Origin of the sequence: Candidatus Rhodoblastus alkanivorans (genome assembly GCF_022760755.1) — a bacterium.
Lineage (GTDB): Bacteria > Pseudomonadota > Alphaproteobacteria > Rhizobiales > Beijerinckiaceae > Rhodoblastus > Rhodoblastus alkanivorans.
Genome location: NZ_JAIVFP010000001.1, coordinates 2,894,446 through 2,921,092, shown reverse-complemented (window position 1 = coordinate 2,921,092; position 26,647 = coordinate 2,894,446). Strand labels below are relative to the sequence as shown.

19 protein-coding genes are annotated in these 26,647 nt (G+C 63.9%); 13 read left to right on the top strand and 6 right to left on the bottom strand.

The features are described from left to right. Nucleotides 1–98: 98 nt before the first annotated feature. The 5 genes from K2U94_RS13470 to hemB all read right to left on the bottom strand — a co-directional run bounded on the left by K2U94_RS13470 (nucleotide 99) and on the right by hemB (nucleotide 7,562). Nucleotides 99–4,277, bottom strand: a complete 4,179-nt coding sequence (locus tag K2U94_RS13470; RefSeq protein ID WP_243067699.1) for a chemotaxis protein CheB — start codon at nucleotides 4,275–4,277, stop codon at nucleotides 99–101. Between the two features lie 199 nt (nucleotides 4,278–4,476). Next, on the bottom strand, nucleotides 4,477–5,205 hold the full coding sequence (locus tag K2U94_RS13465; RefSeq protein ID WP_243067698.1) for an arginyltransferase: 729 nt from the start codon (nucleotides 5,203–5,205) through the stop codon (nucleotides 4,477–4,479). 16 nt (nucleotides 5,206–5,221) lie between these two features. Further along, nucleotides 5,222–5,689 (bottom strand): RDD family protein, encoded by a 468-nt coding sequence (locus K2U94_RS13460; RefSeq protein ID WP_243067697.1) that lies wholly within the window; start codon nucleotides 5,687–5,689, stop codon nucleotides 5,222–5,224. A gap of 179 nt (nucleotides 5,690–5,868) precedes the next feature. Continuing rightward, the gene (locus K2U94_RS13455) at nucleotides 5,869–6,432 is read right to left on the bottom strand and encodes a GNAT family N-acetyltransferase (RefSeq protein ID WP_243067696.1); all 564 of its coding nucleotides are present in this window, start codon (nucleotides 6,430–6,432) and stop codon (nucleotides 5,869–5,871) included. Between the two features lie 95 nt (nucleotides 6,433–6,527). Next, nucleotides 6,528–7,562, bottom strand: coding sequence for a porphobilinogen synthase (gene hemB, locus K2U94_RS13450; RefSeq protein WP_243067695.1), 1,035 nt, complete (start codon nucleotides 7,560–7,562; stop codon nucleotides 6,528–6,530). 173 nt (nucleotides 7,563–7,735) lie between these two features. Here hemB and K2U94_RS13445 point away from each other — a divergent pair, with 173 nt between their 5' ends. From K2U94_RS13445 to K2U94_RS13410, 8 genes are all read left to right on the top strand, one after another. Continuing rightward, nucleotides 7,736–8,260 carry a DUF6163 family protein gene (locus K2U94_RS13445; protein ID WP_243067694.1) on the top strand — a complete coding sequence of 175 codons (525 nt, stop codon included), beginning with the start codon at nucleotides 7,736–7,738 and terminating at the stop codon, nucleotides 8,258–8,260. A 191-nt stretch (nucleotides 8,261–8,451) separates the two neighbouring features. Next, on the top strand, nucleotides 8,452–8,955 hold the full coding sequence (ldtR, locus tag K2U94_RS13440; protein ID WP_243068875.1) for a transcriptional regulator LdtR: 504 nt from the start codon (nucleotides 8,452–8,454) through the stop codon (nucleotides 8,953–8,955). Nucleotides 8,956–9,175: 220 nt separating this feature from the next. Further along, nucleotides 9,176–10,528 (top strand): L,D-transpeptidase family protein, encoded by a 1,353-nt coding sequence (locus tag K2U94_RS13435; RefSeq protein WP_425332524.1) that lies wholly within the window; start codon nucleotides 9,176–9,178, stop codon nucleotides 10,526–10,528. 106 nt (nucleotides 10,529–10,634) lie between these two features. Further along, nucleotides 10,635–11,141 (top strand): DUF6790 family protein, encoded by a 507-nt coding sequence (locus tag K2U94_RS20805; RefSeq protein ID WP_369334838.1) that lies wholly within the window; start codon nucleotides 10,635–10,637, stop codon nucleotides 11,139–11,141. A 65-nt stretch (nucleotides 11,142–11,206) separates the two neighbouring features. Continuing rightward, nucleotides 11,207–12,511 carry a serine hydroxymethyltransferase gene (glyA, locus tag K2U94_RS13425; protein WP_243067692.1) on the top strand — a complete coding sequence of 435 codons (1,305 nt, stop codon included), beginning with the start codon at nucleotides 11,207–11,209 and terminating at the stop codon, nucleotides 12,509–12,511. Nucleotides 12,512–12,744: 233 nt separating this feature from the next. After that, the gene (gene otsB, locus K2U94_RS13420) at nucleotides 12,745–13,521 is read left to right on the top strand and encodes a trehalose-phosphatase (protein ID WP_243067691.1); all 777 of its coding nucleotides are present in this window, start codon (nucleotides 12,745–12,747) and stop codon (nucleotides 13,519–13,521) included. Between the two features lie 14 nt (nucleotides 13,522–13,535). After that, the gene (locus tag K2U94_RS13415) at nucleotides 13,536–15,332 is read left to right on the top strand and encodes a glycoside hydrolase family 15 protein (protein WP_243067690.1); all 1,797 of its coding nucleotides are present in this window, start codon (nucleotides 13,536–13,538) and stop codon (nucleotides 15,330–15,332) included. Continuing rightward, nucleotides 15,329–17,563: an alpha,alpha-trehalose-phosphate synthase (UDP-forming) gene (locus K2U94_RS13410; RefSeq protein WP_243067689.1), complete on the top strand. Its 2,235-nt coding sequence runs from the start codon at nucleotides 15,329–15,331 to the stop codon at nucleotides 17,561–17,563. The genes K2U94_RS13415 and K2U94_RS13410 overlap by 4 nt, the downstream gene beginning before the upstream one ends. Nucleotides 17,564–17,622: 59 nt before the next feature. Here the strand turns inward: K2U94_RS13410 and topA are convergent, their stop codons facing one another. Continuing rightward, nucleotides 17,623–20,520: a type I DNA topoisomerase gene (topA, locus tag K2U94_RS13405; protein ID WP_243067688.1), complete on the bottom strand. Its 2,898-nt coding sequence runs from the start codon at nucleotides 20,518–20,520 to the stop codon at nucleotides 17,623–17,625. Between the two features lie 182 nt (nucleotides 20,521–20,702). On the opposite strand from topA, the gene K2U94_RS13400 reads away from it, so the two are divergent. From K2U94_RS13400 to K2U94_RS13380, 5 genes are all read left to right on the top strand, one after another. Further along, entirely contained in the window at nucleotides 20,703–21,647 is a 945-nt protein-coding gene (locus K2U94_RS13400) for an aspartate carbamoyltransferase catalytic subunit (RefSeq protein ID WP_243067687.1), read from the top strand. A gap of 271 nt (nucleotides 21,648–21,918) precedes the next feature. Continuing rightward, a complete protein-coding gene (locus K2U94_RS13395; protein ID WP_425332551.1) occupies nucleotides 21,919–22,596 on the top strand; it encodes a PhoH family protein in 678 nt (225 codons plus the stop codon). A gap of 143 nt (nucleotides 22,597–22,739) precedes the next feature. Next, nucleotides 22,740–23,186, top strand: a complete 447-nt coding sequence (aroQ, locus tag K2U94_RS13390) for a type II 3-dehydroquinate dehydratase (protein ID WP_243067686.1) — start codon at nucleotides 22,740–22,742, stop codon at nucleotides 23,184–23,186. Between the two features lie 129 nt (nucleotides 23,187–23,315). After that, nucleotides 23,316–25,511, top strand: a complete 2,196-nt coding sequence (locus K2U94_RS13385; RefSeq protein WP_243067685.1) for an FUSC family protein — start codon at nucleotides 23,316–23,318, stop codon at nucleotides 25,509–25,511. A 369-nt stretch (nucleotides 25,512–25,880) separates the two neighbouring features. Next, nucleotides 25,881–26,423 carry a hypothetical protein gene (locus tag K2U94_RS13380; RefSeq protein ID WP_243067684.1) on the top strand — a complete coding sequence of 181 codons (543 nt, stop codon included), beginning with the start codon at nucleotides 25,881–25,883 and terminating at the stop codon, nucleotides 26,421–26,423. Nucleotides 26,424–26,647 lie beyond the last annotated feature (224 nt).

The following is a 26,647-nucleotide window of genomic DNA, read 5'->3' as shown; positions in this document are numbered from 1 at the left end:
GTGGAATAGTTTCCCGAATGGATCGTTCGGAAAGCGTGCAACGCCAAACGGGGCGGAATTCGGCGATGAGCCGAAGGTCTGGCCCGGGCCGGACGCCTTCAGACGGTCGAGGCCTCGCGGGATGCCCCGCCCGCCGTGCGCGTCGTCGCCGTCAACAGAGCATGCAACGCGTCAGGATCCGCGGGTTTGGCCAAGTGACGATCGAAACCCGCCGCGACGCCGCGCCTGCGATCTTTATCGCGGTCCCAACCGCTCAGGGCGACCAGCATGATGCTGCTTCCCTCCGGCATTTTTCTGATTTTCTCCGCGACTTCGTAGCCGTCCATTTCCGGCATGCCAATATCGATGAAGATGATGTCCGGTCTGAATTCGGGGATGCTGACCAGCGCCTCGGCGCCGCTGTAGGCGACGCGGACCTGCGCGCCGTACCCATCCAGCAACAGCGAGAAACTGTCGGCGACGTCATGATTGTCGTCGACGATCAACACCCGCGGCGCCGGGGCCGGGGCCGAGGCCGGGGCCGTTGCCATCGCCGGCGTCTCCTTGGCGCGCGCCGGCGCGGCGGTGAGCGGGAGCCGCAAAGTGAACGCGCTGCCCTTGCCGAGGCCGTTGCTTGCCGCACTTATGGCGCCGCCGTGCAGCGCCGCGAGGCTTTGCGCGAGGGATAGGCCGACGCCGACGCCATCCGCCGGCCGGTCGCCATCGCGCTCGCCCTGGAAGAAAAGGTCGAAAATATGCGGCAGGGCCTTGGGAGATATTCCCGCGCCATTGTCGCGCAAGGTCGCGATGGCGAAAGCGCCGTCGCGCCGGGTTCCGACCTCGATTTGGCCGCCCGACGGCGTATATTTCAAGGCGTTGCCGAGAAGATTCCCCACGATCTGGACGAGACGCACCGGATCGCCATCGACCGAAAGCTCCTTGGCGGCGAGGGAAACGCGCAGATCGCGCTTGTCGTCGAGCGAAGGCGTGGCCGCTTCGACCGCCTCGCGCACGATGGCGTTGAGATCGACGATCCGCCGTCGCAATTCGATCTTGCCTTGCGCGATGCGCGAAACGTCGAGAAGATCGTCGACCAGACGCTTGAGATGCGACGCTTGCCGCCCCATCATTGCGTGCAGCCGCTCGGCCTCGCCGGCGGCCAACCCGCGATGTTTCAAGACTTCCAGAGCATTGACGATCGGCGTCAGCGGATTGCGCAGTTCGTGGGCCAGCGTCGCCAGGAACTCGTCCTTGCGCCGATCCGCCGCCCGCACCTCCTCGCGCAGCAAATGAGCGTGGACCGTGTCCGCCGCCCGTCGCGCGCAGATTTGCGTGAGCCTCCGGTCGCGATCGGCAAAAGTCCGCGGCTTCCGGAAATGCACGGACAGCACGCCGAGGACCCGCCCCGTGGTGCAGCGCAACGGCGTCGAAATGACCGCGCGAACCCCGGCCGCCCGTAATTCCTCAAGGATTGGCGCGAAAATCGGATCAGCTTGAACATCGCCGACTTCCGTCTGCCCGTCATGGGCCAGCGCCAGGGCGCCGGGCGAGCAGTCCCCGACGGCCGCCACGGCGAAGCGGTCGATGTAACGCTGGTCGAAGCCGCGCTGCGCGACGATGCGCAAAGTCTTGTCCTTTTCGTCCAGAAATTGGACGACGCCGAAATCGGCCTTGAGCAATTCGATCGTGGCGTCGAGAAATTCTCGCAGCGGCGCGATGATTTCGCCGCTGTCGAATACGGCCGTGCTGAGGTCGTGCAGACTCGTCAAGGCCTTCAACTCCTCGGCGAGATCCTGTTCGGCGCGCTTCAGCCTGGTGATCTCGGCGAAAGTCAGGACGAGGCCGCTGATCCGCTGATCGAGGGTGCGATAGGGGCGGATGCGCGCCAGCAGCCAGCCGCCCTCCGTCGTCGGGATTTCATGTTCGATCGCCGTCAGGCTTTTCAACACCTGAACAGCATCCTGTTCCAGGCCGGGATAGTCGAGCTTGCGGGTGAAGTCGGCAATGGCGCGTCCGACGTCGCCTTCCGCGATGCTGAAATATTGGACGACTGCTGGCGTGAACATCCGGATCTTGAGATCGCTGTCGAGGAAAATCGTGGCGATTTCGGTCGCCGATATCAGGTTTTCCAGGTCGCTGTTCGCCGCCGAAATCGTCTCCAGCTTGCTTTTCAACTCGCTGTTGAGGGTCTGCAATTCCTCGTTCAGCGATTGCTGTTCCTCCTTGCTGGTCTCCAGCTCCTCGGCGGTCGAGCGATATTCCTCGTTGATCGACTGCAATTCCTCGTTGGCGCCGAACAATTCCTGGGTCGCCGCCTCCTGCTCCTTGCGGCTGGCGATCAGCCGGTCCTGCGCAGCGCTCAGCTCCTCGCGCAGGCGGACGACCTCCTCGCGATTGATGTCCTCGTCGCGCAGAGGCGCTTCGCTCGCCGGCGCCTCGCCGGCGTCGAGAAAGAAAACCAAAGCCTGGCCGCCGCTCTCGCGGGCGGGCGCCACCTGCAAGGCGGTCAGGCGGCGACGGCCGTCGAAGTTGACAACGACCGGCCGCGTCAGCGTCGATTGGCCTTTTTCCAGCGTGCTTTGCAGGGCCAGTTTCAGATCGACGCGCAATTCTGGGCGGGCATGTGCGGCGAGGTCAGCCGTGAATCCGCCCTCCGGCGCGCACAGAAAACGACCGGCCTGGGCGGAAAGGTGGACGATCCGGCCCGCGCCGTCGACGAGAGCGCTCGGCGGCGCCGCATGTTCGAGGCCGGCGGCATGGGCCTGCCGGCTGCTGAGCGGCGGCTCGGGGCCTATCAGTCTCAACTCCTCTGCGAACGCGACGTTGCGGCTGCGGACCAGTTGCGGCAACGGCGGCGCAACCTTCTGCGCCGGCGGCAGCGAGGCAAAAATCCGCGCGTCGCGATCTACGGCGTTGAACAGGCCCGAGGCGATTTCGACCGTCTCGGCCGAGCCGAGAAACAGATAGCCGCCTGGCTTGAGCGCGTAGTGAAAAAGGCTCAGGAGCTGACGCTGCAATTCGCGTTGCAAATAAATCAGGAAATTGCGGCAGGTGATCAAGTCGAGCTTGATGAAGGGCGGGTCCTTCAGCGCGCTGTGCGAAACGAACAGAATCAGGTCGCGCAGTTCCTTGCGCACCCGGTAATCGGCTCCGTCGGCGATGAAGAAGCGCCGCAGGCGCTCTTCCGAAACGTCAGTGCGGATCGTCCCCGGGTAGCGGCCTTCCCGCGCCACGGCCAGGGCGTTTTCGTCGATGTCGCTGGCGAAGATCTGGATCGAGGGATGAAGGCCGCGCCGGTCCGCCTCCTCCAGCAGGATCATGCCGACGCTATAGGCTTCCTCGCCGGTAGCGCACCCAGCCACCCAGGCGCGGATGGGCCCGTCGCCCTCCAGCCCGTCGAAGATGGGCGCGACGGCCTTCTTGGCCAAAGCCGCGGAGGCATCGGGGTCGCGAAAGAAAGTCGTGACCGAGATCAGCAGGTCGGCCAAAAGCGTTTGGGCGTGTTCCGGCTTCTCGCAAAGATACTGAAAATAAGCAGCCAGGTTGGGCTGGCGGGCGAGTTGCATGCGCCGGGAAATGCGGCGAAAGACGGTGGCACGCTTGTAGTTGGAAAAATCGTGGCCGACGCGTTCGCGCAAGAATTTCAGAATACGTTCGAGATTTGCCTCTGATTCCTGCTTGTCCAACCCGCGGAGCGCCTCCCCGCCGCGCATGGTTTCGGCCAGCTTCGCGGCGATTTCCGCGACCGGGGCGACGAAATCGGCGATGCCCGCGGCGATCGCGCTGTTCGGCATCATGGCGAATTCGGCTTCGTCCGGGTCCTGGACGAAAACGACGCCGCCGGCCTCCTTGATGGCGCGAACGCCACTCGCGCCGTCCGAGCCTGAGCCGCTCAGAACGATCGCCACGCCGTCGGCGCGCGCGGTGGCGACTGATTCGAAGAACACGTCGATCGGATGGCGGCGCCCGCGCGGCTCGTTGAATGGCCGGGCCTTGATGTCATCGCCCTGAATGACGAGTTCCCGGTCCGGCGGGATGACATAGACGCAGTTCGGTTCGAGCCGCGCCGACTTGGCGACCGCCTGGACGGGCATGGCGGTCGCCGCCGCCAGAATTTCGCTCAAAGCGCTAGGCTGCTCAGGCGCAAGGTGCATAATCACCACGAAAGCCGCGCCAAGGTCCGAGGCGATGTGGGAAAAGAAATCCCGCAGCGCGGGCAAACCGCCCGCCGATGCGCCAATGGCGCAAACGGGCGTGTGATGCGGCGTCGGGTCGCCGTTGCTGGCAGTATTGGCCATGCCTTGCAGATACCAGGGGCTGGCGGAACAGGAAAATCAGATGAGCATGCGAAAACACGTAGCCCTTATGTTTTCGTGACTTTCGACAAATATCCGAGCGCCCTTGCGGCGATCATAGAGCCGACCGAGGAGGGACGCAAACCGAAAGCACTGCGGCTCGATATTGACGGCCGGCTCGAGTCGCGGTCGGTCCCAGCCCTCAGCCCACCCTTTTCCACCCCTCCGGGCCGAGGCGCTCCTGCGGCAGATATTGCGCCTTGTAGCCCATCTTCTTCGAGCCCTCGACCCAATAGCCGAGATAGAGATGGGGCAGGCCGAGGGCGCGGGCGCGGGCGACGTGTTCGAGGATCATGTAGGCGCCCAGCGAGCGCTGCGGCTCGCTGGGGTCGTAGAAGGAATAGACCATCGACAGGCCGTCTTCGAGGATGTCGGTGAGGCAGGTCGCGACCAAAGGCCCGGCGCCTGCGCGTGCGCGCAGGCGATAGGCGATGAGCCGGCTGTCCACATGGCTGTCCTCGATCATCATGGCGTAGTCGAGCATGGCCATGTCGGCCATGCCGCCGTCGCTATGGCGCGAATCGAGATAGTTGCGAAAAAGAGCGAATTGTTCGGCGTCGGCATGCGCCGGGCCGATGGTCGCGGAGACGTCGGCGTTGCGGGCGAGGATGCGCCGCTGGGTGCGGCCGGGCGCGAATTCGTCGCATAGAATCCGCACCGAGACGCAGCCTTTGCAATGATCGCAGGCGGGACGATAGGCGATGGTCTGAGAGCGGCGAAAGCCGGAATGGGTCAGGGCGTCATTGAGATGCGCCGCGCGTCGTCCGACCAGATGCGTGAAAACCTTGCGCTCTTCCTTGCCGGGCAGGTAGGGGCAGGGCGCGGGGGAGGTCAGGTAGAATTGCGGCGGATCGCGCGGCTCGCTGGTCAATGGTTCCCCTTTCTATTCACGCGCGGCGTAACACGATGACCCCGGCGAGAATGTCGTGCAAGCACCTTTTGTCGGAAGCGAACAGGGAAAACAGCAGGACGGGCGCGAACAGGTACAGGCTTAGGTAGAAGAGTACCGCATGGACCGAGGCGTAAAGGAACGGCACGCGCGAACCGTCGGTCAGGCGCATTTCGAGGTCCATCGCCTTCATGCCCGGCGTCGCCATGCTTGAGCTGGAAATGGTCAGGCCGTTGTAGAAAAAGGCGACGAAGGGAAAGAGCGGCGGCAGGAACAGCCACGCGATCCCAAGCGTCAGCAGACCCAGCCCGAAGAAGATGGCGAAGGACAGAATCGACACCAGGATCAGGTCGAGAAGCAGTGCGAAAATGCGCCGGCGCCGCACCCCGGCCAGGGCGCTGGCGGGCAGGGGAGCCAGGGGATAGACGGCCGGACGGGCAGGTTCCCAGCTATTGGCGTTGCTCATGGTCGCGCGCTCCACACTTGCTGCGAAGCATTAATTTGGCGGTGGTCCTGGCCGGGCGCAAGAGGCGCGTTCACGCGCCGTTATGATTCGACGTCGGCGCGTTCACGCGCCGTTATGATTCGACGTCGGCGCGTTCACGCGCCGTTACGATTTGACGACGGCGCGCGCCCGCGCCGTTATTATTCGACAACGGCGGGCGCCTCATAGACCAGGAGCTGGGAGCCCCTGCGCGCGCCGCTCGCGCCGCTCGGCGTGAAGCCGAGCTTTCGCAGGAGCCGCCACGACGCCGCGTTTTCGCGCGGGCATTCGGCGATGACGCGCCTCTCGGGAAAGACTTCCCGCAGCCTTTCGAGCATGGCCCGCGCCATTTCCGCGCCGTAATGCCTGCCGTGGAAAGGCGCCCCCAGCCAGAAGCCGATCTCGATGTCGTTCGCGCTGCGGGCGACGGCGCCGACGCAGCCGATCATCGGCCCGTCAGCGCCGGCTCGCACGACGCCGAAACAGCCTTTTCTGGCGCCGGGCAGACCGATGAGATCCTGGGCGTCGGCGATGGTGAAGGGCTGGCGCAGAAACGAAACTCCGGCGGCGACCAGAGGATCGTTGGTCAGAACGACAAGTTGGAAAGCGTCGGCCGGCTGAAGCGGCCGGATGAATAGGCGTTCGGTCCGCATTCCCTCGTCGGGGAAAAGCTTTTCGCGCAGATGATCGATTTTCGCTCCACGCCCGACTTGCCTTGCACCCATAACACTTCCCCCAACCAGAGGACGCTTCCCCAATTCGGGCGGAATTTTTTTGGGCGCATGCGCGGCGCGGACAGGGCCGCCGGCCGCTTCTGCGTTCAAGCGCTCTTTTTGAGCATTTCCGCCACTTTCGGCGCGAAATAGGTGAGGATGCCGTTCGCCCCCGCCCTTTTGAAGGCGAGTAGGCTTTCCAGCATGGCCTTTTCGCCGTCGAGCCACCCATTCCGCGCCGCCGCCATAATCATCGCATATTCCCCGGAAACTTGATAGGCGAAGGTGGGTGCGGCAAAGCGCTCCTTGACCCGATGGATAATGTCGAGATAGGGTAGGCCCGGCTTGACCATGACCATGTCGGCGCCCTGTTCGAGATCGAGCGCGACCTCGCGCAAGGCCTCGTCGGTATTGGCTGGATCCATCTGATAGGTGCGCTTGTCGCCGGTCAGCACCGCCTTGGTCCCGATGGCGTCTCGGAACGGGCCATAGAAGGCCGAGGCGTATTTGGCGGCATAGGCCATGATCTGGACGTCCTGAAACCCTTCGCCGTCGAGCGCGGCGCGAATGGCGCCGACCCGCCCGTCCATCATGTCCGAGGGGGCGATGACGTCGGCGCCGGCGCGGGCCTGGTTGAGCGACTGCTCGACCAGAATGGCGACGGATTCGTCGTTGAGAATGGTTTCGCCCTCCATGACCCCGTCATGGCCATGGCTGGTATAGGGATCGAGCGCGACGTCGGTGATCAGGCCGACCTGCGGGACTTCCTTCTTTATCGCGCGACAGGCGCGGCAGACGAGATTTTCGGGATTGAGCGCCTCCGAACCGTTGGGGTCGCGCAGTTCGGGATCGGTATAGGGAAAGAGAGCGAGCGCCGGGATGGCGAGTTCGGCGGCCTGGCGCGCGGCGGTGACGGCCTGGTCCACCGAAAGGCGCTCGACCCCGGGCATGGAGGCGACCTCGGTCCGCACATTCTCGCCCTCGACGACGAAGATCGGCCAGATCAGGTCGTCGGCGGTCAGGACGTTCTCGCGCACCAGCCGCCGGGTCCATTCCGCCTTGCGGTTGCGGCGGGGGCGGTGGGTGAGGCCCAAGGAGCGGTCCATGGAAAGGTTCGGGGAAGGGCGGGGCGCGTCGGTCATGATCTCGTTCCGGAAAAGTCGCCTCCCATAACATATTGCGGCGGGCCCGCGAAAAATTTTGCCGCGCATGGTCAAATGCTTTATCGCAAGTGCGATCCAGCAGGATTTCCGAAAAGTGGTCGCCGGTTTTCGGACAAAAATCCTGCCAAAAAGAATGTGCAGGACCAAAGCGAATGGACAAGGCGGACCGCGCGCGCAAGGAATTCGACCCTGAGGGCTGGGGCGCCATCAAGGTCGGCGCGCGGCCGGGCCCCGAGGCGGAGGAGGCGCGGCGGCTGTTCGCCCTGACCCTGTTCGTCCGGGTCGTGGCGCTGCTGTGGATCCTGCAGGCGCTGGAGCAATGGCGGCGCATCATCGCGCCGGCGACCGGCTCCTTCGCGGACCTTTCGCCCTCAATGATGACGGCGACCATCTTCTTCGCCGTGCTCGATCCGGCGGCCGCGGTCGGGCTCTGGCTGCTGGCGCCCTGGGGCGGGGTGGTCTGGCTACTGACCCTGATCGCGCAGCTCTTCGTAGCCTGGTTCAAGCCGTCCTTCTTTCTTCTCGGCGGCGCCTTGAAGATCGCCGACGGCGTGCTGCTCGCGCTTTATCTCATCCTGTCCTGGCGCGCCAACAACGCTTCGGGAGAGCCTACGGCAATCGACAATCTCATCGCCCGGCTGCGCGAACTGGCGCGCCGGAAAACTCCGGAAAGCTGAACGGAAATCAACGTAAAGACTTGTTTTATTTCACACAAGATTCACTTCAATTCCGGCAAAAATCGGTAACGGGAGATTCAGCCTGTTATTTAAACTGGTTTTCATTCGGGCTGTTTACATTGCGGACTATCGAGGCCGCCGGGCAACAATCGGCGCGCAAACAAACCGCAGGGACGACCACGATGAACAACATGATGAAGAACAGCTTGTCCGCCGGCCGAGCCGAACGCTGCGCCGAAGTTCGCCCGGCCTACCTTGAGGCCCTCACCCTGGTGGAGCGCCTTCATCGCCGCCTGCTCGACGTCATCAAGGACGAGTTCGACCGCCGCGGTCGCTCCGACATCAACGCCGTCCAGGCGCTGCTGCTCTACAACATCGGCGATTCCGAACTGACCGCCGGCGAGCTGCGCACCCGCGGCTATTATCTGGGCTCCAACGTCTCCTACAATGTCAAGAAGTTGGTGGAAATGGACTATCTCCATCACGCCCGCTCCCGCATCGACCGCCGTTCGGTGCGCATCAGCCTGACCCCCCAGGGCAAGGAAGTGCGCGACATCGTCGCCGCCTTGTACGAGAAGCACGTCCTCACGATCGAGCAGATCGGCGGGGTGTCGGTCGAAGAGTTCAAGGTGGTCAACAACGCTTTGACCCGCCTGGAGCGCTTCTGGACCGACCAGATCAAATATCGCCTCTGATTTCAGGGCGCGCCGCGCCTTGACGCCTCGATCGATTGTTGCGCCGGGCCCACAGCGCCCGGCTTTTTTTTCGCCAGCCGGCGCCGCCTTAAATTCGCCGCGCTATTCGCGCCTTTTTAACCCTCATGATGGACACTAATCCGCGCGTAGTCCGCCGGCGCCGGCGCGCAAATGCGCCATGAAGATCGGCCTGGACCCGGGAGTTTTCGGAGCTTTATCCTTGAATATCGCTGAATTGTCGAGAAGCCGCGCTTTCTCGCCGCGCCGTAGGGGCGCGCTCGCCCGTTTCGCCCTTGGCGCCGCTTTCGGCGCTTTTGCTTGCGCCGCCCCGGCCTTGGCCATCGATGGGTTCGGCCAGGCCGAATGGGCGCAACGTTATGATTCCGATGCGGAACTGTCGGTCCAGCGATCCAATACGCCGCTGCTGTCGCCGCGGACTCTGGCGGCCACGGAACAGGCGATCGAGAGGTACAAGGGCATCGTCGCCAATGGCGGCTGGAACAAGGTTCCCGCCGGCGCGACGCTAAGGATCGGCTCCAGCGGCTCGGCGGTGCTCGCCCTGCGCAAGCGCCTGGCGATCACCGGCGATCTCGATCCCTCCGCTTCGCGCTCGGGCGTTTACGATTCCTATGTCGAAGCCGGCGTCAAACGTTTCCAGGCGCGCCACGGCCTGATTCCGACCGGCGTCGCCACGGCCCAGACCATCGCGGTGATGAACATCCCGGCGGATTACCGCCTGCACCAGCTCGAAACCAATATCGTCCGCCTGCGCACCTTCGCGGCCAATCTCGGCTCGCGTTTCGTCGAGGCGAACATTCCCGCCGCGATGGTCGATACGGTCGAGAACGACACGGTGATCACGAGCCACCGCGCCGGCGTTGGCCGCATCGACCGCCAGTCGCCGGTCATGCAGACCCGCGCGCTCGACGTCGATTTCAATCCCTATTGGACGGTGCCGGCCTCGATCATCCGCAAGGATTTGATCCCGCGCATGCAGGCCAATCCGAACTATCTGACCGAAAACCACATTCGCATCTACGACCGGAACAACAACGAGGTTCAGCCCGACCAGATCAACTGGCATTCGATGGACGCGGTCAACTACCGCTTCCGCGAGGACCCGAGCACCGAGAACTCGCTCGGCGTGGTGCGCATCAACATCAACAATCCTTACGGCGTCTATATGCACGATACGCCGGAAAAGGGCGTGTTCGGCGACGATTTCCGCTTCGTCTCCTCGGGTTGCATGCGCCTGCAGAACGTGCGCGACTATGTCGCATGGCTGCTCAAGAACCAGCCCGGCTGGGACCGCGACCATATCGACCAGGTCATCGCCTCGGGCGAGCGCGTCGATGTCAAGATCGATCCCCCGGTCAATGTCTATTGGGTCTATATCACCGCCTGGGGCCAGCCTGACGGCGTCGTGCAGTTCCGCGAGGACATCTACCAGCGCGACGGCTTCTCGACCGCGAACGCGGGCGCCGCGCCGGTGATCCAGCCCGTGGCCCAGGACGGCGTCAATCGCGGCGTCAACCGCGGCGCGGACCTCGACCCGGGTCCGGACGACCGTTAATTCGGCTTCGCTCCCGCGCCTCCGGCGTTTCGCGGCGGGGGCGTCGTTTTTTCAGGCGCTGCGAAACATCGGTCACGGCCGTCGCGTCCGTTCCCGTTGTTCAAGGTTGATTTCGATCGGCCAAGGCATTTGTTTTGTTCTTCAAAATCTGCCTGCCTTTCTCTCCATCGCCGCCCTTCTCGCGGCCGCCGCCGAGCGCCTCCTGTCCTGGCTCCTGCTGCTCCCGATCGGAGTCACGGGGCTTTGGGCGGGCGTAACCCATATTATCTTTCCCGAAATCGCCGCCGCTTACATTGGATGGCAGGTCAGCCCCTTCCAGTTCGAGGTCGGCATGGCCGACCTCGCGATTGGCGTGACCGCCTGTCTGGCGTTCTGGCGCGATCTGAGCTTCAAAGCCGCCGCCGTCGTCGTCGCCTCCATCTTTCTCCTCGGCGACGCCATCGGCCATGTCAGGCAGATGATCGCGACCGGCGATTTCGCCCCGGCAACGCTGGCCTTCCCTCCTATCTGGACCTCGTCTGTCCCTTGCTTGCGATCGTCCTTCTGGCGTTGGCGAAACGCGCATCGGGCGCCGCGCGCGATCGCTGACGATTGCGCCCGCGCATTCCAATAGCCTTTCTTCGCTGCGTTTCGCATGGTAAGTGGCGGGAAAATCCCCGTTTCCCGATGGAGCCCGAAATGAGCCAATCCAACGCCGCGGTGGCGACGAATCTCTCCAACAGCTTTTTCGGCGCCGCGCTGGCGGAATCCGATCCCGAAATCGCCCGCGCCATCGGGCTGGAGCTTGGTCGCCAGCGCAAGGAAATCGAGCTGATCGCCTCGGAAAACATCGTTTCGCGCGCGGTGCTCGAGGCACAGGGTTCGGTGCTGACCAACAAATATGCCGAGGGCTATCCGGGCAAGCGCTATTATGGCGGCTGCCAGTACGTGGACATTGTGGAAAACCTCGCCATCGAACGGGTGACGAAACTGTTCGGCTGCCGCTACGCCAATGTGCAGCCCAATTCCGGCAGCCAGGCCAATCAGGCGGTCTTTCTCGCGCTGCTCCAGCCGGGCGACGTCTTCATGGGCCTCGATCTCGCCGCGGGCGGTCATCTCACCCATGGTTCGCCGGTCAATATGTCCGGCAAATGGTTCAAGCCGGTTTCCTACGGCGTCAGCCGCGAAACCGGCCGGATCGACATGAATGAGGTGGAAAGGCTCGCCCATGAGCACAGACCAAAACTGATCATCGCCGGGGGCTCGGCCTATGCCCGGTTCTGGGATTTCGAACGGTTCCGGGCGATCGCAGACGCGGTTGGCGCTTATCTCTTCGTGGACATGGCCCATTTCGCCGGATTGGTGGCGGGCGGCGTCCATCCCTCGCCTTTTCCCCACGCCCACGTTGTGACTTCGACCACTCACAAGACGTTGCGCGGCCCACGCGGCGGCCTGATCCTCGCCGACGACGAGGAGATCGGAAAGAAAATCAATTCGGCGATCTTCCCCGGCCTGCAGGGCGGACCGCTGATGCATGTCATCGCCGGCAAGGCGGTCGCCTTTGGCGAGGCTTTGCGCCCGGAATTCAAGTCTTATGCGCGCAGGGTCGTGGACAATGCGAAGGCTCTGGCCGACGCCTTGCTCGCGGGCGGGTTCGACCTCGTCACCGGCGGCACCGACAATCACCTCATGCTGGTCGATCTGCGGCCGAAAAAGCTCACCGGCAAGGCGGCCGAAATCGCGCTCGGCCGCGCGGAAATCACCTGCAACAAGAACGGCGTGCCGTTCGATCCCGAAAAGCCCTGGATCACCTCGGGCATCCGCCTCGGCGCCCCCGCCGCGACCTCGCGCGGTTTCGGACTGGCCGAATTCGTGCAGGTCGGCGAAATGGTCGTCGAGACGCTCGACGGCCTCGCGCAAAACGGCGAAGCTGGCAATGCGGCGGTCGAGGCGTCGGTCCGGGCGCGGGTCGCGGCGCTGACCGACAGATTCCCGATTTACTGAAGACGGGCGCCTTGTTTTCGCAAAACGGCCGCTGAAACAATATAATTTAGAAAAAGTTGCGATTCGGCCGAATCGCGCTCTATTCTAGGGCGCGGCGCGGCTTTCGCGTTGCAAAAATTCGGGGAGCCACCGCCCGGCCTTGTTGTCGCCTTGTTGCGCACAGGCTTTGCCGGAATGGTAGGCTGTCTCGGCCTCGCGGGGATTGCCGTGCGACGCGAGGTGTGGAGAGGATTTTGAAGCGTAATCTCAAACGGCCGGAAACGGCCGGCATCAATGACATTCTGTCGCGCGACGGAGGAAATTTCGCGCTCTTTCTCGACTTCGACGGCACTTTGGTGGATATCGCGCCAACGCCCGGCGCCGCCGTCGCTCCGCCTGGGCTGCCCGAACTTCTCGCCCGTCTCGAAGCCCTGCTCGGCGGCGCGCTGGCGGTGGTCAGCGGCCGCGAAATCGCCGACATCGATCACCGCCTGCGCCCCTTTTGCGGGCGCGCGGCAGGCGTCCACGGCGCCGAAATCCGGTTCGATCCGAAGGGCGCGGTCACGAAACAGGGCGCGCTCGACCCGTCCGTTCTGGCCGGCGTCCGCCGCGTGGCCGCGCCCGATCCGCGTCTCCTGATCGAGGACAAGAGCGAGTCGGTCGCCATCCACTATCGTGGCGCCGCCGACGCCATGCCGGGCCTGGAGCGCGCGCTGGAAGAGGTCGCCGCGGCGGCGCCGGACGGGCTTTTGCTGTTGCGCGGACGCATGGTTTTCGAAATCCTGCGCGCCGGCGTCTCCAAGGGCGAGGCGGTGTCGCGTTTCATGGCGGCGGCGCCTTTCGCGGGCCGGCGCCCGGTCATGGTCGGCGACGACCGCACCGATGTCGCCGCGATTGAGGCGTGCATCGCCCACGGCGGCTATGGCTTCCGGGTCGCGGGCGGCCTGTTTTCCAAAGGCGAAGCGGAATTTTCGGACCCGGCGGCGGTCCGCGCCTGGCTCGCCGATCTGGCGGCCGGGCTTTCTTCCTGACGGGAGCATGATGAATGACGATCCATCCGTCGCTTGACCTTGCAGTGATCGGAAATGGCAATCTTTCGGCCCTGGTCGACCGTTCGGGAGCCATTGTCTGGATGTGCTGGCCGCGCGTGGACGGCGATCCCTTGTTCTGTGCGCTGATTGACGGCGAAAAGCCGGAAGACGGCTTTTTTTCCATCGTTTTCGACGACGAAAAGGGCGAAACCGAGCAGAGCTATGTGCGCAATTCCGCCATCGTGCGGACGATCGTGCGCTCGGAAAGCGGCGCCGCCTTTTCGATCACGGATTTCGCGCCGCGCTTCCACCGCCACGACCGCCTGTTCAACCCGCCGACGATCGTGCGGGTCCTGGAGCCCCTGTCCGGCCTGTGCCGCATCCGCATCCGCCTGCGGCCCCGCATGGCTTACGGCAGCCTGCGCCCGACCCCGGTCATGGGCAGCAACCACGTGCGCTTCGCCGCCGACGGCGGCGGGTCGATCCGCCTTTCGACCGACGCGCCGGTCTCCTATGTCGCGACCGAAGGGGCCTTCGTCCTGTCGCGGCGGATGACGCTGATCCTCCATCCCGACGAGCCCATGTCGGATTCGATCCCCCGCGTCGGCCGGGAATTCCAGGACAGGACTCTCGACTCCTGGCATACCTGGGTGCGCCACCTCAACCTGCCGTTCGAATGGCAGGAGCAGGTCATTCGCGCCGCCATCACTCTGCAATTGTGCAGTTTCGAGCAGACCGGCGCGATCGTGGCCGCGCTCACCACTTCGATGCCGGAGGCGCCGCGCGAGCAGCGCAACTGGGATTACCGCTATTGCTGGATTCGCGACGCCTATTTCACCGTCCTCGCCCTTAACCGCGTCGGCGCCTCGGTGACCATGGAGCGCTTCATCGACTATGTCACCAATATCATCTCGATGGAGGGCGGCTCGAACATGCGGCCGGTCTACGCGATCCTGCCCGAGTCCGATCTTGAAGAACGGGTTGCGCCCGATCTTGCCGGCTATCGCGGTTACGGGCCGGTGCGGATCGGCAATGACGCGGTCAACCAGGTCCAGCACGACGTTTATGGCAGCGTCATTCTCGCCGCCTCCCAGATGTTCTTCGACGAGCGTCTGCCGAAAAAGGGCGACGAACATCTGTTCGCCATGCTCGAACCGCTCGGCATGCGGGCGCTGGCGGTGGCGCTGACGACCGACGCCGGAATCTGGGAATATCGCGACAAGCCCTCGATCCATACCTATTCCGCCGCCATGTGCTGGGTCGCCTGCGACCGCCTGGCGCGAATCGCGACGCGGCTCGGCCTGCAGGAACGCGCGGAGCAATGGCGCAAATCGGCGGATGGCTTGCGCAACGAAATCCTCGTCCGCGCCTGGAACGCCAAGCTGAAGGTCTTCACCGGCAGTCTCGATTCCGACCACATCGACGCCAGCGTGCTGCTGCTCGCCGAACTCGGGCTGGTCAAAGCCGACGATCCGAAATTCGTTTCGACCGTCGAGGTCATCGGCGATGTGCTCGCCCGCAACGGCTATCTCTTCCGTTATGCCGCGCCGGACGATTTCGGCGCGCCCTCGACGGCCTTCACCATCTGCAGCTTCTGGTATGTCGAGGCGCTCGCCGCGATCGGCCGCCCCGAGGAGGCGCGGGTTCTGTTCGAAAAAATTCTCGCGCGCCGCAACCACGTCGGTCTGCTGTCGGAGGACATCGACCCGGTGACCGGCGAACTCTGGGGCAATTTCCCGCAAACCTACTCGTTGGTCGGGATCATTCTGTGCGCCATGCGACTATCGAAAAGCTGGGAGGTGGCGCGATGAGCCGCACGCGCCAAAACCTGAGGGCGTTTCTGGACAAGCCGGGCGTTTTTTACACCGCCCTCGGCATCGTCGCCGGCATCGTGCTCGCTATCGCGCTCGGCGCGCTGTCCTCGCTGATCATCAACGGCTGGATCCAGCGCGACATGGATCTGCGCGCCGAACTGATCTACCGCTCCATTCGCGATCAGGCCGCGGCCTCGGGCATCAACGAGCATAGCGCCCTGAGCAAGGTGATGGGGCGGATCGCCGAGGACGACCACATTCTCGGACTGGGCTATTGCACCAAGGACGGCAAGCTGGCGATCGCCACTTCTGCCATGCCGATCAATCTCGACTGCAAGGAATTCGCGCAGGCGAAATCCGGCGGTCTGACCGTGCTCACGCCCAAGCACGGTCACATCCGCATCAACAGTTTTCCCCTCACCGTCGGGTCGTCATCGGGCGAATTGCTGGTGGCGCACGATCTCGACGTGGTTGAACGCCGCGAACGCGACGCCCAGATTTACGTGACCGCCGCGCTCGCGGCGGTGGCGGTCGCATTCGCCATCCTCGCCACCGCCCTGGTGCTCGCGCTGCGCCGCAGCTGGATGCAGTCGCTGCGCGTGGCTATCGGCGAAAGCCTGCACCAGACGCCGCCGCCGGCGCAGCCGAACGGCCAATCCGCCGTCGATCGCCAGATTAACGCGCTGCTGGCGGACCTGCGCGTGCGGCGTAAATTCACCCATGGCATCTATGTCAAATGGTCGCCGGAAAGCCTGCGCCAGCTGCTGCAGGACGAATTGCCCGACGCTCAGGTGATGATCGTCTCGAACCGCGAACCCTATATCCACAACAGGATCGACGGTGAAATCCGTCTCCAGATTCCGGCGAGCGGCCTGGTGTCGGCGCTGGAGCCGGTGATGCGCGCCTGCCGCGGCGTCTGGATGGCCCATGGCGGCGGCTCGGCCGACCGGGAGACGGTCGATCGCAACGACCGGCTGATGGTCCCGCCGAACGACCCGACCTATAGCCTGCGGCGCGTCTGGCTGAGCGACGAGGAGCAGGACGGCTATTATTACGGCGCCGCCAACGAGGGCCTGTGGCCTTTGTGCCATCTCGCCTTCATCCGTCCGAACTTCCGCGAGTCGGATTGGGCCAGCTACAAGGAGGTCAACCAGCGTTTCGCCGACATCGTCGTGCAGGAGGCCAATTGCGAGAACCCCATCGTTCTCGTGCAGGATTATCATTTCGCGCTGCTGCCGCGTATGATCCGCAATCGTCTGCCCAAGGCGACCATCGTGACCTTCTGGCATATTCCCTGGCCGAACGCCGAGATCTTCTCGATCTGTCCGTGGCGCGAGGAAATCCTCGACGGCCTGCTCGGCTCGTCGATCCTGGGCTTCCACACCCAGTTTCACTGCAACAATTTCTTCGAGGCCGCCGACCGTTTCATCGAAAGCCGGATCGACCGCGAGAATTCCTCGATCTGTCTGCGCGGCGCCGAGACCCTGGTCAGGCCCTATCCGATCTCGATCGAATGGCCGCCGCGCGCGCTCGTCGGCCAGCCGCCGGCCAGCGTGTGCCGGGCCAATGTGCGCGCCCGCTTCGGACTCAACGAGGACGTTCGCATCGCCGTCGGCGTCGAGCGTTTCGATTACACCAAGGGAATTCTCGACCGTATGCGCGCGGTGGACGATCTGCTGACCATGTCGCCGCAATGGCGCGGCAAATTCGTGCTGATCCAGGTCGCGGCGCCGACGCGCTCGAAACTCGACGCCTATGCCGCCTTGCAGCAGGAGGCCGAAAATCTCGCCGAGACGATTAACGCCAAATATGCGCGCGGCGGCTGGAAGCCGATCCTGCTGGTGGTGCGGCACCACGAACCGAACGAAGTGTTCGAACTGTTCCGCGCCGCCGACGCCTGCGTCGTGTCGAGCCTGCACGACGGCATGAATCTCGTCGCCAAGGAATTCGTCGCCGCCCGCGACGACGAGCGTGGCGTGCTGATCCTGTCGAGTTTTGCGGGCGCGGCCTTCGAATTGCCGGAGGCGCTGATCGTCAATCCCTATGACGCCCACGGCATGGCCCGCGCCTATGACCGGGCCCTGCGCATGGACCCGGAGGAACAGGCCGAACGCATGCGGATCATGGTGGACCAGATCAGCGAGCGCAACGTCTATCGCTGGGCGGCGCAAATGCTGCTCGACGCCGCCTGGCTGCGCAAACGCGAAAGAATCGCCGCGCGGGTATGATGCGGGGAGAGCCGGGTCCGAATTGAGGGCACGACCGTACTCCCTCTCCCCAGCTCATTTCAATCCTTGCCGGCCGGTTTCTTCCGCGCCGGCTTCTTCGCGGGCGCGTCGGGCTCGAAGGGCGGTTCGTCCGAATCGACGATCTCCGGCTTTGCCTTGGCGCCTTTGGCCGCCGGCTTTTTCGCTACCGCGGTCTTTTTGGCCGCTGCCGTCTTTTTGGCCGGGGCCTTTTTCGCCGGCTTTTTCGCGCCGCCGGAGTCTATTTTGTCCTCGATCAGTCTGATCGCCTGCTCCAGCCCGATGTCGTCGAGCGTCATCGATTTGGGCAGGGTGGCGCTGATCTTCTCCCAAGACACATAGGGTCCGTAGCGCCCGGCGCGGGCTGTGACCTGGCCGCCGTCGGGATGTTCGCCGAGCACGCGCCCGCCGCCGGACGGCGCGCCCGCGGCCTTGGCGTTGACCAGCTCCACCGCCTTTTCCAGCGTCAGTCCGGTCATGTCGGTCCCGCGCGGCAAAGTGGCGTTGACCTTGCCCCACGCCAGATAGGGTCCGAAACGTCCCGCCTTGAGCGTGATCGCGCCGCCTTCGGGATGGTCGCCGAGCGCGCGGATTTCGCCGCCGGAGCCGCGCGCGCCGCCGCCGGCCTCCTTGGTCACGATGAGATCGATGGCGCGATTGGCGCCGATCTCCAGCACGTCGTCGTCCTTGGCGAGATTGGCGTAGGTCTTCTTGTGCTGGACATAGGCGCCATAGCGACCGATGCCGGCGAGAATCGGTTCGCCGGTCTCGGGATGTTTCGCCACTTCGCGCGGCAGCGAGAGCAGCGCCAGCGCCTTTTCGAGGGTGACGTCCTCGGGCTTGAGGTTGCTGGAAAGCGACGAGCGGCGCGGCTTGTCGTCTTTTCCTGCGTCTTGGCCCTCCTGGACATAGGCGCCGAAACGCCCGTCGCGCAAAGTGATTTCCTTCCCGGTCTTCGGGTCCTCGCCGAGAACCTTGACGCCGGGGCGCTCGCCCTCGACGCCGTTGGCCTCGCCGCCGCGGTTCGACAGGGTGCGGGTATATTTGCACTCCGGATAATTCGAACAGCCGATGAAGGCGCCGAACTTGCCGAGCTTCAGCGACAATTGGCCATCGGCGCAGACGGGGCAGGCGCGCGGATTGGAGCCATTTTCCTTGGCCGGAAAAATATGGGGCCCGAGCAGGTCGTTGAGGCTGTCGAGCACCTGCGTCGTGCGCAACTCCCTGGTGCCGTCGATGGCTATAGAAAAGTCGCGCCAGAAGTCGCGCAGCACCTGTTTCCAGTCGATCTCGCTGTTGGAGACGCGGTCGAGCTGCTCTTCGAGAGCGGCGGTGAAGTCATATTGGACGTAGCGGCCGAAAAAGCTTTCGAGAAAGGCGGTGACCAGCCGGCCCTTGTCCTCGGGGACGAGGCGTTTCTTGTCGAGCTTCACATAATCGCGCTCGCGCAGCACAGCGAGGGTCGAGGCATAGGTCGAGGGACGGCCGATCCCCAATTCCTCCATGCGTTTCACCAAAGTCGCCTCGGTATAGCGCGGCGGCGGCTCGGTGAAATGCTGGGTCGCGTCGATCTTGTCCTTCTTCAGGATTTCGTCGGGCGCGAGCGGGGGCAGGCGGCCGGAGTCCTCGTCCTCCTCGTCGTCCTTGCCTTCCTGATAAAGCTTCAAAAAGCCGTCGAAGCGCACCACCTGGCCAGTGGCGCGCACGTCCAGAACGCGGCCTCCCGCTTTCGCCTCGATCTCGGCGACGGTGCGTTCCAGCACCGCCGATTCCATCTGGCTCGCCACCATGCGGGTCCAGATCAGCTCATAGAGTCTGGCCTGGTCCGCCTGGAGATGGCGCGCCATGTCTTTCGGCAGGCGGGAAACGTCGGTGGGGCGGATCGCCTCATGGGCTTCCTGGGCGTTCTTGGCTTTGACCTGATATTTGCGCGGGACGCCGGGCACATACCGGTCGCCGAATTCGCGGCCGATCACCGCGCGGGCGCTCGCCACGGCCTCGGGCGCGACATCGACGCCATCGGTTCGCATATAGGTGATGAGACCGACGGTCTCGCCGCCGAGGTCCACGCCTTCATAGAGCTTCTGCGCCACCCGCATGGTGATCTCCGGCGCCATGCCGAGTTTGCGCGACGCTTCCTGCTGAAGGGTCGAGGTGGTGAAGGGCGCGTAAGGATGGCGCTTGGCGGGTTTGGCCTCGACGGAAACGACGCGGAAAACCGCATTTTCGAGGTCGCGCTTGAAGCCTTCCGCCTCGGCGCCGGCGCCGATGTCGAGCCGCGTGATCTTCTTGCCGTCGGCGCCGACGAGGCGCGCGGTGAAGGGCGCGCCGGCCTGGTTGCGCAGATGCGCGACCAGCGACCAATATTCGCGCGCGACGAATTTCTCGATCTCCAACTCGCGGTCGCAGACGAGGCGCAGGGCCACCGACTGCACCCTCCCGGCGGAGCGCGCGCCGGGCAGCTTGCGCCACAGCACCGGCGAGAGATTGAAGCCGACGAGATAGTCGAGCGCGCGGCGGGCGAGATAGGCCTCGACCAGATTCTCGTCGATCTGGCGCGGATGTTTCATCGCCTCAAGGATCGCGTCCTTGGTGATGGCGTTGAAAACCACGCGTTCGACCGGCTTGTCCTTCAGCACGCGCTTGGCGCGCAACACTTCCAGCACATGCCAGGAAATGGCTTCGCCCTCGCGATCCGGGTCGGTGGCGAGCACGATGCGGTCGGCGTTCTTGACCTTGGCCGCGATGTCCGACAGGCGCTTGCCGGCCTTGCCGTCCACTTCCCACAGCATCTTGAAATCGGAGTCGGGATCGACCGACCCGTCCTTGGCGGGCAGGTCGCGGACATGGCCGAACGAGGCGATGACCTCGAAGTTCTTGCCCAGATATTTGTTGATCGTCTTGGCCTTGGCAGGCGATTCGACGATGACGACGTCCATGCGGCAACCCCGAAGGCCGTTTGAGCGGCCTGCAAATCCCTTCGGGACGCGCCCCCCGCGGCCCTGAACGGGCCGGGAAAATGGGGGACCGGGGCGCGTCTGTCAAATGGTCCTTGCGCCGCGCCTGAAATTTGCGCATGGCTTCCCTCGCGCCCGCCGCTCACCCGGAGAGAGCCTCAAATATGTCCATTCCCGGCTTTTCCTTTGCGCACAAGCATCTGCTCGGCATCGAGGGCCTCAGCCGGCTCGACATTCTCCACCTGCTCGATCTGGCGGAGGAGGCGATCTCGGTGTCGCGCCAGGTCGAGAAGAAAAAGGCCCGGCTGTCGGGGCGCACCCAGATCAATCTGTTCTTCGAGGCCTCGACCCGCACCCAAAGCTCGTTCGAACTCGCCGGCAAACGCCTCGGCGCCGACGTCATGAACATGTCGGTGGCGACGAGTTCGGTGAAAAAGGGCGAGACCCTGATCGACACCGCGATCACGCTGAACGCCATGCGGCCGGACATCATCGTCGTGCGCCATCATCAGGCCGGCGCCGCCCATCTTCTCGCGCGCAAGGTCGATTGCGCCGTGGTCAACGCCGGCGACGGCGCGCATGAGCACCCCACGCAAGCCCTGCTCGACGCTTTGACCATGCGCCGCGCCAAGGGCCGCATCGAGGGGCTGACAGTCGCGATCTGCGGCGACGTGCTCCATTCGCGCGTCGCGCGCTCCAACATCATCCTGCTTTCGGCGCTCGGCGCGCGGGTCCGGGTGGTCGGGCCCTCGACCCTGATGCCGACCGGGATCGCGCAGATGGGGGTCGAGGTTCACAACAATATGCGCGACGGTTTGCGCGACGCCGACATCGTGATGATGCTGCGCCTGCAGCGCGAGCGCATGCAGGGCGCCTTTATTCCCTCTACGCGCGAATATTTCCGCTTTTTCGGGCTCGATTCCGACAAGCTCGCCTATGCCAGGCCCGACGCCATGGTGATGCATCCGGGGCCGATGAACCGCGGCGTGGAAATCGATTCCAGCGTCGCCGACGGCGAGCAGAGTCTCATTCGCGAGCAGGTGGAAATGGGCGTCGCGGTGCGCATGGCGGTGCTCGAGGCGCTGTCGCAAAATCTGCCCAACGCGTAACGGCGGAAAAGAAATTTTTTTACTTTGTGTTTGGAGCGAATCGCCTATCCTGATTCCAGCGAGGAACAGGCCGATGGCGTCACTCAAACCAAAGCGCGCACAAGCCGCTCTCGCTGTTTTGCCAGTAAAACCGCATATCCCTCCATCGTGCTGTCCGCCCTAGCAAGCGGATTGTGCGCCCGTCGATTCACATCTGAGGAGTCAGCGCGTGGGCAAGCAACTGGACCGAAGAAAGAGCCGCAATTCCCGTCAACATGGAGATGCCGAGATCATCGAATTCAAGGGGAACAAATTCCAGAACGATCGAGTCCTTCCCCCCATCAAGGCCCTCAACCCCACGCAGGCGCAATATCTCGCCGCTCTCAGGTCCTCTCAGCAAGTCGTCGTCCTCGGCCCTGCCGGCACCGGAAAAACCTGGATCGCCGCCACTTACGCCGCCGATCTCTACCGGGCCGGACAAATCGACAAAATCATCCTCACCCGCCCCAATGTGCCCTGTGGCCGCTCGCTCGGCTTCTTCCCCGGCTCCCTTCAGGAAAAATTCGCGCCCTGGGCGGTTCCGATCACCGACGCCATCAAGGAGCGCATCGGCGACGGCGCCTTCGACATTGCGGTGAAGCGCGGCGATATCGAAATGGCGCCCTTCGAGGTGATGCGCGGCCGCTCCTGGAAAAACGCCTTCATCCTGCTCGACGAGGCGCAGAACACCACGGTCGGCGAAATAAAAACCTTCCTCACCCGCGTCGGCGAAAACTGCATCAGCGTGGTCAACGGCGACGTCAACCAGTCCGACATCCAGCAGGCCTCGGGGCTGCGCAAGATGATCGAACTGATCCGCGCCCATGGCCTGCCGGTGCCGGTGGTCGAATTCGAACTCGAAGACATCGTGCGCTCGGGCCTCTGCGCCATGTGGGTTCGGGCCTTCGAGGGTGAGGGCGCCGCGCTATAGGCGCGGGAGTTCCCCACCTGGCCACCGCAAGGCGGCCGGGTGGGGGGCCGCGCCCCGAGCGCCGCCAACTTTGGCTTTTCGCAAAAGCCCCCTAAATTCGGCGCGGCGGCGAGACGGATTCGTCGCGCGAAAAGGACGCCCGGATGAGCCGCCTCGTCACTGTTCTGAATGGCCCCAATCTCAACCTGCTCGGCCAGCGCGAGCCGGAAATCTACGGCTCGGAGACCATCGCCGACGTTGAGCGCGCGTGCCATGCGCGGGCGAACGAATTGAAGCTGGAGGTGCATTTCCATCAAAGCAACCGCGAATATGAGCTGATCGACTGGATTCACGAGGCGCGGGGCAGGGCCGGAGGCATCGTCATCAATCCGGCCGCCTTCACCCATACGTCGGTGGCTTTGCTCGACGCCCTCAACGCCTTCGAAGGCCCGGTGATCGAGGTGCATATTTCCAACATTCACAAGCGCGAGGAATTTCGCCATCATTCCTTCGTTTCGCGCCGCGCCGACGGCGTCATCGCCGGCTGCGGCGTTCAAGGCTACGAACTCGCTCTTCTGCGCCTTGCCCGCCTGATCGACGCCACAGGGTGAGCGCACGGATTTGCGCCGTGATTGCCAGCGAAGGGAAGCAATCCTCCCCTCCCGTGAGCCCCGGCGTGGATCGTTTCACTCCTGGCCATGACCATTCCTGATTGGGCTTGTCTGCGAGCGACTGCGCCGATGCGCGTGAAACCAAAACTTCTCAAATATTTCTTCGGTTATCACATCGTGAACGGCGTCGCCGTTGCGATCGGCGTGCTGATCGTCGGGCTCGCATCATCGGGCCTGTTCGGCTTTGAGTCCGGCATGGCGGCGGCTCTGGGCGCGCTCTGCGTCTCGATCGCCGACACCTCGACGCCCTTTTCGGCCAAGCTGCGCATCCTGCCGCTGGCGTGGATTTGCGCCTCTGTTCCAGCCTTTGCCGCCGCCTTCGCCGGCGGAAGTCACCTCGCCGAAGGCGTGGTCGTCATCGTCTCCGGTTTCATCGCCGGGCTGCTGATCGCATGGGGCCGCTGGGCGCTTCCGCTCTCCGTGCTTTCGCTGCTGTCGCTGGTTCTTGCGCTGGGCGCGCCCGCCGTGACCCTTGCCGCCCGCCTGAATTACGCCGAGATGGCGACCTTCGGCGGCGCCTTATATATCCCATTGGCGCTTGCGCTCACCAAACTCACCGACGCCTCGGGCCGCCGCATTACGCTTGCCGAAGTCCTGCGCGAATTCGCGTCCTTCCTGCGCCGGGTCTCCGGCTTCTATCGCAAGGACGCCGACGAGGGCGAGGTCTGTCTCCGGGTGGTCGAGCAGCAGGTGTCTTTCGCCGATCATCTCCAGACCGCACGCAGCCTCATCGCCTCCGCCGCCGGGCGCCCCGAGGCGACGCGGCTGATCGCGGCGCTCGCCGCGGTGCTCGACGCCTTCGACGGCGTCGTTTCGATGCTGGCCGATCATGCGCCGCTGCGGCTGGCGCATGGCTCGTCGAACGGGGCGCCCGATGGCGCCTCGGCGTCAGCGGATGACCCGGCGGCGCAAATCGAGCGCCTTCTACGCGAAATGGCCGGCGATCTCGACGCGCTGGCGCTCGATCTGGTCGTCGGCGGCGGGCAATTGTCCTTTCCGAACCGAGAGCCGGAGCTCGACGCTTTTTCCGCAGCTATTGCAGCCATGGAGGCCGGGCAGGGCGCCGATCCGACCGTCCTGCGCGCCGCGCGCCTCACCCGCGCGCGCGTCGGACTCGCGTTGTCGCAGCTCGCCAGCCTTCCCGCCTTGCTGACCAGCCAGGACGCCGCCGAAAAGGCCATGGCCGGCGTGGACATGCGCGCCTTCGCGCCGCCGGTGAAAGTCTCGCTCGACGTCATCCTGCAGCACCTGCGCTGGTCGTCGCCGATCTTCCGCCACGCCGTGCGGCTCGCTCTGGCGCTCGGCTGCGGCTACGCCCTGACCGTGCTGGTTCCCGGTCTGGAGCACGGCAACTGGATTCTCCTGACCATCGCGGTGATCATGCGCGCCAGCTATGCCGCGACGCGCCAGAGACGCGACGAGCGGCTGCTGGGCACGATCCTCGGCTGCGGCGCCGCGGGCGCGCTTCTGTGGATCGGCTCGTGGCCGCTGCTGTTCGCGGTTCAGCTTCTCGCGTTGGCCGTCGCCCATGCCTATGTGAAGATCGACTACCGCCTGTCCTCCTTCGCCGCGTCGGTGATGGCGCTGCTCGCGCTCCATCTGCTCGATCCGACGAAGGCGCCGCTGGTCGCGGCGCGTCTGATCGATACGGGCGTCGGCGCCCTCATCGCCTTTCTGTTCACTTTCCTGCTGCCGCAATGGGAGCGCCATAGCGCGCCCGGCCTCGCCGACGGCTTTCTGCGCGCCCTGCGCCGTTACGCCGACCGGTCGCTGCGCTGGAACTCGCCGGAGCAGGATTACCGCCTGGCGCGCAAGAACCTCTTGGAGGCCTTTTCGGCCCTTGGCGAATCGGCGACGCGGATGCGCGCCGACCCCGAGGCCCAGCGCGCCGTCTGGCCCCATTACAGCAAACTGATCGCCGCGGCCTATGTCACCGCCGCGCAGATCGTCACTGTGCGCCTTCTGATCCGCAACCGGCGCGGTGATCTCGACCCACTGGCGAGCGAAAAGCTGCTGGACGCGACCCGGCGCGCGGCGATGGCGCAGCTGGATTTCGCCGCGCCTCCGCCGCCGCCCGCTGCGTCGCAAGATGGTCATGGCGAAACCGTCTTCGCCGCGTTGCGTCAGCGCTGCGAGGAGGTTTTACGCGAAGCAGAACGCTTGCGCGCGATCATTGCGGAAATTTGGACGCCCGCGCCGGTTGGTGACCAAAAGGGTGAAGGGCGTGCCCATGATGCGAGATCGGATGACCGAGCCGCACTCTGACCGCTCCAATTTATTCATTGTTAACGAACATCACAATGTAGTGAATATGAAAATATCTTTTAAATATTTAACATCTTGATTTATGAGCTAAAAGCAGCAATATCGGTTAATTACTACTGTAATTTTATTATTATTATATTTTTAGATAAAGCTCATGGCGTTGTTTTTTATAATTAAAACGAATAAAATTCAGACAATATAAAGTATTGAATAGTTCTAGCTAAACTATGATTGGCGAATGCGTATTATAGCTAGACCTTATGCAGGATATTTAAAAATGATCAAAACCTGAAGCCGCATCGAGCGCTATCGATAAGCATAAAACGCAACGGTGCAGGTCGTTTTCAGCGACAACCGAGGGAGGCGTCAATGAACACCAAGGCAACGGCGGTTAACGCAAAGATGACTATTGTCAAGATCGTGCTTGTCTCGACAGCGCTCGCGGCCTTTGCCCCCGGGATCGCATTTGCCGAATCTAAGGGGACCTCGCCCTATGTGACTCACTTCATTTTCCGGCCGCTGCAGAACCTCAAGGCTCCCGGCTTTTCAGCCGTCCTGTTGGAGGCAGTTGGAACCACCCAGAATCTGAAGGGAGAAAAGATGCTTGATAAGATGTCGGCGCGGTGCACGGCATTGAATGTCGATTCAGGGCCAAAGAAATATATCGACGGTGCATGCATCCTGGCCGACGCCGATGGAGACATGATTTTCTCGACCTTCGACACCCGCGATGTCGACAAGTCGCAGCCGACGATGAGTTGCGGCACGCACATCATTACGGGCGGCACCGGGAAATATAAGGGGATCTCGGGCAGCGAGCCTTTCGCATGTAACGCCATGCCTGCGCTGGCCGGCGAAGGCGGTTATTTCGCAATGGACATTCCGCATAACACGAGCTGGGAAATCAAATGACGTTACCCCCGCGCCGCGTTCAGGGGGCTGGCGGGCGGTCGAAAATGTGACGCTCGCAGGCGCGGAGGAGGGACGACACATGGAGTGCGGGCAGGTTGCCTTCCTGCCCGCGTATTTCGGCGTCGCGACGCGCCGCGCCGGCGCGGGATGATTTGTGGCGGGCGCCAGGCGCCTCATAAAAAGCTCGGCCGAGTTTGAACGGTGATACTTGCGGTTTGAACGAT

Bases quoted from the DNA above. Each gene is read 5' to 3' on its own strand.
- K2U94_RS13470 (WP_243067699.1), bottom strand. From the start codon at position 4,277: ATGGCCAATACTGCCAGCAACGGCGACCCGACGCCGCATCACACGCCC.
- K2U94_RS13460 (WP_243067697.1), bottom strand. From the start codon at position 5,689: ATGAGCAACGCCAATAGCTGGGAACCTGCCCGTCCGGCCGTCTATCCC.
- K2U94_RS13455 (WP_243067696.1), bottom strand. From the start codon at position 6,432: ATGGGTGCAAGGCAAGTCGGGCGTGGAGCGAAAATCGATCATCTGCGC.
- hemB (WP_243067695.1), bottom strand. From the start codon at position 7,562: ATGACCGACGCGCCCCGCCCTTCCCCGAACCTTTCCATGGACCGCTCC.
- K2U94_RS13445 (WP_243067694.1), top strand. From the start codon at position 7,736: ATGGACAAGGCGGACCGCGCGCGCAAGGAATTCGACCCTGAGGGCTGG.
- ldtR (WP_243068875.1), top strand. From the start codon at position 8,452: ATGATGAAGAACAGCTTGTCCGCCGGCCGAGCCGAACGCTGCGCCGAA.
- glyA (WP_243067692.1), top strand. From the start codon at position 11,207: ATGAGCCAATCCAACGCCGCGGTGGCGACGAATCTCTCCAACAGCTTT.
- K2U94_RS13415 (WP_243067690.1), top strand. From the start codon at position 13,536: ATGACGATCCATCCGTCGCTTGACCTTGCAGTGATCGGAAATGGCAAT.
- K2U94_RS13410 (WP_243067689.1), top strand. From the start codon at position 15,329: ATGAGCCGCACGCGCCAAAACCTGAGGGCGTTTCTGGACAAGCCGGGC.
- topA (WP_243067688.1), bottom strand. From the start codon at position 20,520: ATGGACGTCGTCATCGTCGAATCGCCTGCCAAGGCCAAGACGATCAAC.
- K2U94_RS13400 (WP_243067687.1), top strand. From the start codon at position 20,703: ATGTCCATTCCCGGCTTTTCCTTTGCGCACAAGCATCTGCTCGGCATC.
- aroQ (WP_243067686.1), top strand. From the start codon at position 22,740: ATGAGCCGCCTCGTCACTGTTCTGAATGGCCCCAATCTCAACCTGCTC.
- K2U94_RS13385 (WP_243067685.1), top strand. From the start codon at position 23,316: ATGCGCGTGAAACCAAAACTTCTCAAATATTTCTTCGGTTATCACATC.
- K2U94_RS13380 (WP_243067684.1), top strand. From the start codon at position 25,881: ATGAACACCAAGGCAACGGCGGTTAACGCAAAGATGACTATTGTCAAG.